Raw genomic sequence first — 6,275 nt, forward strand, 5'->3', positions numbered from 1 at the left:
CGCGGGAAAACCGCGGGGCGCTCAGAAGGGGACCTCATGACCGATCTTAATCGCCGCCATTTGCTTGCAGGCGCCGCCACCTTCGGTGCGGCTGCCGTGACCGGCTTTGGGCCGACCGCCGCCAATGCCTCAGTACCGCAAGCCGGCACGCAGGCGCCGGGCTTCTACCGCTACAAGGTCGGCAGCTACGAGTGCACCTCCATCAATGACGGTGCGCGCACTTTCCCGATGCCGGACAAGTTCGTCGTCAACGCGCCGAAGGAGGAAGTGCTGGCCGCTGGCGAGGCGGCCTACATGCCGAAGGGCATGGTCACGGTGCCATTCAACCCGCAGCTCATCAACACCGGCTCCAAGCTCGTGCTGATCGATACCGGCAACGGTGTCGCCAATCTCGAGCCCAGCAAGGGCGCGGTCGGCCGCACGCTGCAGAACCTCCAGGCCGCCGGCGTCGACCCCAAGAGCATCGACGTCGTGCTGCTCTCGCATCTGCATCCCGACCACACCAACGGCATTCGTCTCGCCGACGGCGCGCTTGCCTTCCCCAATGCGGAGATCATGGTGCCAGGCAAGGACTGGGAGTTCTGGACCAGCGAGGACAACGCCGCCAAGGCCGAGTCCAACGCGATGATGAAGAACTACTTCGCCAACGTGAAGAAGACCTTTGCCGGCCTCGAATCCAAGGTGACGAAGTACGAGTGGGGCAAGGAGGTCGCACCGGGCATCACCTCGATCGCGACGCCCGGTCACACCCCGGGGCACACCTCGTTCGCGGTCGCCTCAGGCGATTCCAAGGTGCTGATCCAGTCCGACGTCACCAACATCCCGGAGTTCTTCCTGCGCAATCCGAACTGGCATGTGGTGTTCGACACCGATGCAGCGCTGGCGCAGGAAACCCGCCACAAATTCTACGACATGGCGGCCGCCGAGAAGGCGACCGTGATCGGCTTCCACTTCACCTTCCCCTCGGTCGGCCATGTCGAGAAGGACGGCGCCAAATATCGTCTGATCCCGTCGGCGTGGAATCCGACCATCTGAGCCGATTTGCAGATTTGTACCAGGGATCGGGCCGCCACTTGGCGGCCTGATTGTTTGGGCAACCGTTCAGAAACCCAGCGTTTCCAAATCCGACCAGTCCATGCACTTGCATCTATCGGTCGAGATCGCTTAAGTGCCGACCCGGCACTCCCGCTGAAGATTTCGAGGACACTCTATGGCCTACAATATCGTCACGATCGCCGGCAGCCTGCGTAAGGACAGCTTTTCGCTCAAGATCGCCAATGCGCTCGCCAAGCTCGCGCCGGCCTCGCTCAAGCTCGAGGTCATCACGCCGGCCGGCATCTCGTTCTTCAACCAGGACCTCGAGGGAGCGCCGCCGGCGGATTGGCTGTCTTTCCGCGAAAAAATCCAGAAATCGGACGGCGTCATCTTCGTCACGCCGGAATACAATCGCGCGATCCCGGGGGTGCTGAAGAACGCCATCGACGTCGCCTCGCGGCCCTATGGCAAGAGCTCGTTCAACGACAAGCCGGTCGGCATCATCGCGAACTCGCCGGGCCCGCTCGGCGGCGTCAGTGCCGCCAAGACGCTCCAGAACATCCTGCCGGGCATTTCCGGCCCGATCATGCAGCAGCCGGAGGCCTATCTGAACGGGGTGGGCGACGCGTTCGATGCCGACGGCAACCTGACCAAGGAGTCCTTGAAGCCGGTGCTCCAGGCCTATATCGACGCGTTTGCGGTGCACGTCGCGAAGCATCACGGCTGAGGCCGCGAACCCCGGGTCTCCGTCATGGCCGGGCAAAAGCGCGAAGCGCGTCTTCGCGCTAGATGTCCCGGCCATCCACGTCTTTGCCAAAATGACGAAGAACGTGGATGCCCGGCACAAGGCCGAGCATGACGGCTGAGCCAGGCATTGGAACGCCAAGCGGGCGGGCAATTAGCACGCCCTTAACCAACCTGTCCCATCTTCCCAGGATGGTCTCCCGCGCGCGCCTGAAATCGATCCTGACCGGTCTTGCCCTCTATGCGATGGCGGCCGCCATCGTCGGCTATTTCGGCGTCAACGCCTATACCGGCAAATACGGCCTCAACGCCCGCCAGGAGCTCGACCAGGAGATCGTGGCGCTGACCAGCGAACTGGCGCAGCTCAAGCGCGAGCGCGCCACGAGCGAGCAGCGCGTTTCGCTGCTGCGCTCCGCGAAGATCGACCCCGACATGCTGGACGAGCGGGCGCGCTTCCAGCTCGACTACGTCAATCCGCGCGATCTCGTCCGGACGATCCCGGCGAACTGACACGCGAGCGGCACAAGCGCCATTTGCGGGGTTTGCGGTCTGCCGCTGACTCCATCGAGCCAGCGCGATTGCGATATGCAAGCAGCCCGTTGCTTCCTGCGGCTGACGTGAGCGGGTCTGCGATCGGTATTCCACACACGATGCGGGAGTCGGGGAGCTAAATGTTGCCCGATCCGCGTCAAAGATTTTGCAATATTACGATCGCGTTGCAGTGCGGCATAATGAAAGGCGTGCCATGCCGCCGCGGTGCTTTCCAAGGGCGTTTGACTTGGGTTAGACAGGGCTGAAGTTTTCTCTGACCCGGAAATTCCCATGGCCGCACCCAAGAAAGCCGCCGCGAGTACTGCACAGGACAAGACCGACGGCGGTTCGCCCCCGGAATTCACCAGAGAGCAGGAGCTCAAGGCGCTCCGCGACATGCTCCTGATCCGGCGGTTCGAGGAAAAGGCCGGCCAGCTCTACGGCATGGGCGCGATCGGCGGCTTCTGCCACCTTTATATCGGCCAGGAGGCCGTGGTGGTCGGGATGCAGATGGCCCTGAAGCCGGGCGATCAGGTCATCACCGGCTATCGCGATCACGGCCATATGCTCGCCACCGGCATGGAGGCCAAAGGCGTCATGGCCGAGCTCACCGGCCGTCGCGGCGGCTATTCCAAGGGCAAGGGCGGCTCCATGCATATGTTCAGCAAGGAGAAGCACTTTTACGGCGGCCACGGCATCGTCGGCGCACAGGTCTCGCTCGGCACCGGGCTCGCTTTCGCCAATCACTATCGCGACAACGACAATGTCAGCGTCACCTATTTCGGCGACGGCGCGGCCAACCAGGGCCAGGTCTATGAGAGCTTCAACATGGCGGAGCTCTGGAAGCTGCCGGTGATCTACGTCATCGAGAACAACCGCTACGCCATGGGCACTTCGGTCTCGCGCGCCTCGGCGCAGCAGGATTTCTCCAAGCGCGGCGCCTCCTTCAACATTCCCGGCCAGCAGGTCGACGGCATGGACGTCCGCGCCGTGAAGGCCGCCGGCGACGAGGCGGCGGCCTGGTGCCGCGCCGGCAAGGGACCCTTCATCCTGGAGATGCAGACCTACCGTTATCGCGGCCACTCGATGTCCGATCCCGCAAAGTACAGAACGCGCGAGGAGGTCGAAAAAGTCCGCCACGACCAGGATCCGATCGAGCAGGTGCGCAACCGCCTGTTGGCCGCCAAGGTCAGCGAGCAGGATCTGAAGGCGATCGACGCCGAGGTGCGCGACATCGTCAACGCGTCCGCCGATTTCGCCCAGCATGATCCCGAGCCGGATGCCGCCGAGCTCTGGACCGATATTTACCGCTGAACGCGCGCAAGCTTTCTTTTGGAGCCGATATGCCAATTCAAGTGCTGATGCCCGCGTTGTCGCCCACGATGGAGAAGGGCAACCTCTCCAAATGGCTGAAAAAAGAGGGTGAGACGATCAAGTCCGGCGACGTCATCGCCGAGATCGAGACCGACAAGGCGACCATGGAGGTCGAGGCGACCGATGAAGGTACGCTCGGCAAGATCCTGATCCCCGAGGGCACCGCCGACGTTGCCGTGAACACACCGATCGCGACAATTCTGGCCGATGGCGAAAGTGCCGCCGATCTCGCCAAGGCGCCCGCGCCTGCCCAGCAGCAGAAGGCTGCCGAATCCGCAGCCCCTGCCGCCGCGAAGACCGAGGCTCCAGCTCCCAAGGCTGCGCCGGCGCCGCAGGCCGTCGCAGAACCCGACCCGGAAGTGCCCGCAGGCACCGAGATGGTGACGCAGACCATCCGCGAAGCCCTGCGCGATGCTATGGCCGAAGAGATGCGCCGCGACGCCGACGTCTTCGTGATGGGCGAAGAGGTTGCCGAATACCAAGGCGCCTACAAGGTGACGCAAGGGCTGCTTCAGGAATTCGGCGCCAAGCGCGTCATCGACACGCCAATCACGGAGCACGGCTTTGCCGGCATCGGCGTCGGCGCCGCGATGACCGGGTTGAAGCCGATTGTCGAGTTCATGACCTTCAACTTCGCTATGCAGGCGATCGACCAGATCATCAACTCCGCGGCCAAGACGCTCTATATGTCCGGCGGCCAGATGGGCTGCTCCATCGTATTCCGCGGGCCCAACGGCGCCGCTTCCCGCGTGGCCGCCCAGCACAGCCAGGATTATTCGTCCTGGTATTCGAACGTCCCCGGCCTCAAGGTCGTCGCGCCGTTCTCGGCCGCTGATTACAAGGGCCTGCTCAAGGCTGCGATCCGCGATCCCAATCCGGTGATCTTCCTCGAGAACGAAATGCTCTACGGCCACACTGGCGAGGTGCCGAAGCTCGACGATTTCGTGATTCCGATCGGCAAGGCGCGCATCGTGCGCTCCGGCAGCCATGTCACGATCATCTCGTGGTCGAACGGCATGAGCTACGCGCTGAAGGCCGCCGACGAACTCGCCAAGGACGGCATCGAGGCCGAAGTGATCGACCTGCGCACGCTGCGTCCGATGGACACCGACACCATCGTCAACTCCGTCAAGAAGACGGGACGTGCCGTCACGGTGGAAGAGGGCTGGGCCCAGAGCGGTGTCGGCGCCGAGATCGCCGCGCGGATCATGGAGCATGCCTTCGACTATCTGGATGCGCCTGTAACCCGGGTCTCCGGCAAGGACGTGCCGATGCCGTATGCCGCGAACCTGGAAAAGCTCGCGCTGCCTTCGGCTGCCGAAGTGGTCGAGGCCGCCAAAGCCGTCTGCTACAGGTAGACCATGGCGGGTCCGAAGGAGCAGCCACTGCCACCCGACGTCCTCGTCCGCGATGATGCGGTCGAGATCCTGCGCGTGTTCGTGCTGGACGGCGGGCTGTCGATGGCGTTCCAGCGGGCCTTCGACGAGCCCGATATGTGGGGCCTGCTGCTCGTCGATCTCGCCCGTCACGCCGCGCGCGCCTATGCGCGCGAGAGCGAATACACCGAGGAGGACGCGCTGAACCGGATCATCGAGATGTTCCAGGCCGAGATCGAGCGTCCCACCGACACCGGCACCACGACGCCGCGCGGGAAGGGGCACTGACCGTGGCGATCGAAGCCTATCATTTCGATTTCATGCTGGAGGCGATCCGCGAGGCGGAAGCCTCGATCGCGCAAGGCGGCCTGCCGATCGGCGCCGTGCTGACCCGCGACAACAAGGTCATTGCCCGCGGCCACAACAACCGCGTGCAGGAAAACAACCCGATCCTGCACGGCGAGATGAGTTGCCTGCGCGAGGCGGGTGCGATTTCGTTCCACGATACCGTCATGTACACCACGCTGTCGCCATGCGCGATGTGTGCCGGTGCGCTCGCACTGTTCAAGGTGAAGCTCGTGGTGATTGGAGAGTCCGTTACCTTCGAGGGCTCCAAGGACATTCTCGACAAGTTCGGCATCCCGTGGATCGACCTTGCCGACGACCGCTCCATCACCATGATGAAGAATTGGCGTTCCATCCCTGCCAATGAGCGCCTGTGGCAGGGCGACATCGGCAACTAACGTGGTCTGTTCGTCTTCGGTCCGGAGACGGATTTTTGCAAAGTTCTTCTTGAGGTCAGCATGCCCATCAACATCCTGATGCCCGCTCTTTCGCCGACGATGGAGAAGGGCAACCTCGCCAAGTGGCTGAAGAAGGAAGGCGACAAGGTCAAATCCGGCGACATCATCGCCGAGATCGAGACCGACAAGGCGACCATGGAGGTCGAGGCCATCGACGAGGGCACGATCGCCAGGATCCTCGTGCCCGAGGGCACGCAGGACGTCCCGGTCAACGACGTGATCGCGGTGCTGGCCGGCGAGGGCGAGGACGTGAAGGCGGCAGGTGCCGCCAAACCGAGCGCTTCGGCCGCACCTCGGAAAGCTGCTGAAGCTCCCGCTGCTGCGCCGGCTCCTGCGCCTGCTGCGCCCAAGGCCGCGCCGGCGCCCGCCGCAGCACCTGCACCGCAGGCCGCAGCACCGGCTGCGCAGAGCA

8 protein-coding genes are annotated in these 6,275 nt (G+C 63.7%); all 8 read left to right on the plus strand.

The window, feature by feature from the left end; translation table 11 throughout:
• The first annotated feature begins 36 nt into the window (after positions 1-36).
• Positions 37-1,035, plus strand: a complete 999-nt coding sequence (locus tag IVB32_RS11255; protein WP_247410370.1) for an MBL fold metallo-hydrolase — start codon at positions 37-39, stop codon at positions 1,033-1,035.
• A 175-nt stretch (positions 1,036-1,210) separates the two neighbouring features.
• A complete protein-coding gene (locus tag IVB32_RS11260) occupies positions 1,211-1,762 on the plus strand; it encodes an NADPH-dependent FMN reductase (protein WP_085353225.1) in 552 nt (183 codons plus the stop codon).
• Positions 1,763-1,971: 209 nt separating this feature from the next.
• Positions 1,972-2,289, plus strand: coding sequence for a septum formation initiator family protein (locus IVB32_RS11265; protein WP_247410439.1), 318 nt, complete (start codon positions 1,972-1,974; stop codon positions 2,287-2,289).
• A gap of 312 nt (positions 2,290-2,601) precedes the next feature.
• The gene (gene pdhA, locus IVB32_RS11270; protein WP_085353223.1) at positions 2,602-3,624 is read left to right on the plus strand and encodes a pyruvate dehydrogenase (acetyl-transferring) E1 component subunit alpha; all 1,023 of its coding nucleotides are present in this window, start codon (positions 2,602-2,604) and stop codon (positions 3,622-3,624) included.
• 29 nt (positions 3,625-3,653) lie between these two features.
• Positions 3,654-5,042 carry a pyruvate dehydrogenase complex E1 component subunit beta gene (locus IVB32_RS11275; protein ID WP_247369917.1) on the plus strand — a complete coding sequence of 463 codons (1,389 nt, stop codon included), beginning with the start codon at positions 3,654-3,656 and terminating at the stop codon, positions 5,040-5,042.
• A 3-nt stretch (positions 5,043-5,045) separates the two neighbouring features.
• Complete coding sequence (locus IVB32_RS11280; protein ID WP_007590623.1) at positions 5,046-5,348, plus strand: DUF5076 domain-containing protein; 303 nt, start codon at positions 5,046-5,048, stop codon at positions 5,346-5,348.
• Positions 5,349-5,350: 2 nt separating this feature from the next.
• The gene (locus tag IVB32_RS11285; RefSeq protein ID WP_247369919.1) at positions 5,351-5,803 is read left to right on the plus strand and encodes a nucleoside deaminase; all 453 of its coding nucleotides are present in this window, start codon (positions 5,351-5,353) and stop codon (positions 5,801-5,803) included.
• Between the two features lie 60 nt (positions 5,804-5,863).
• Positions 5,864-6,275: biotin/lipoyl-containing protein (locus tag IVB32_RS11290; protein WP_247410373.1), on the plus strand; the 412-nt coding region annotated here is incomplete at its 3' end.

The sequence above is a fragment of the Bradyrhizobium sp. 23 genome (assembly GCF_023073295.1).
Lineage (GTDB): Bacteria > Pseudomonadota > Alphaproteobacteria > Rhizobiales > Xanthobacteraceae > Bradyrhizobium > Bradyrhizobium canariense_D.

Excerpts from the sequence above, each read along its gene's own strand:
- IVB32_RS11255 (WP_247410370.1), top strand. The coding sequence starts at position 37 with ATGACCGATCTTAATCGCCGCCATTTGCTTGCAGGCGCCGCCACCTTC.
- IVB32_RS11260 (WP_085353225.1), top strand. The coding sequence starts at position 1,211 with ATGGCCTACAATATCGTCACGATCGCCGGCAGCCTGCGTAAGGACAGC.
- IVB32_RS11265 (WP_247410439.1), top strand. The coding sequence starts at position 1,972 with ATGGTCTCCCGCGCGCGCCTGAAATCGATCCTGACCGGTCTTGCCCTC.
- pdhA (WP_085353223.1), top strand. The coding sequence starts at position 2,602 with ATGGCCGCACCCAAGAAAGCCGCCGCGAGTACTGCACAGGACAAGACC.
- IVB32_RS11275 (WP_247369917.1), top strand. The coding sequence starts at position 3,654 with ATGCCAATTCAAGTGCTGATGCCCGCGTTGTCGCCCACGATGGAGAAG.
- IVB32_RS11280 (WP_007590623.1), top strand. The coding sequence starts at position 5,046 with ATGGCGGGTCCGAAGGAGCAGCCACTGCCACCCGACGTCCTCGTCCGC.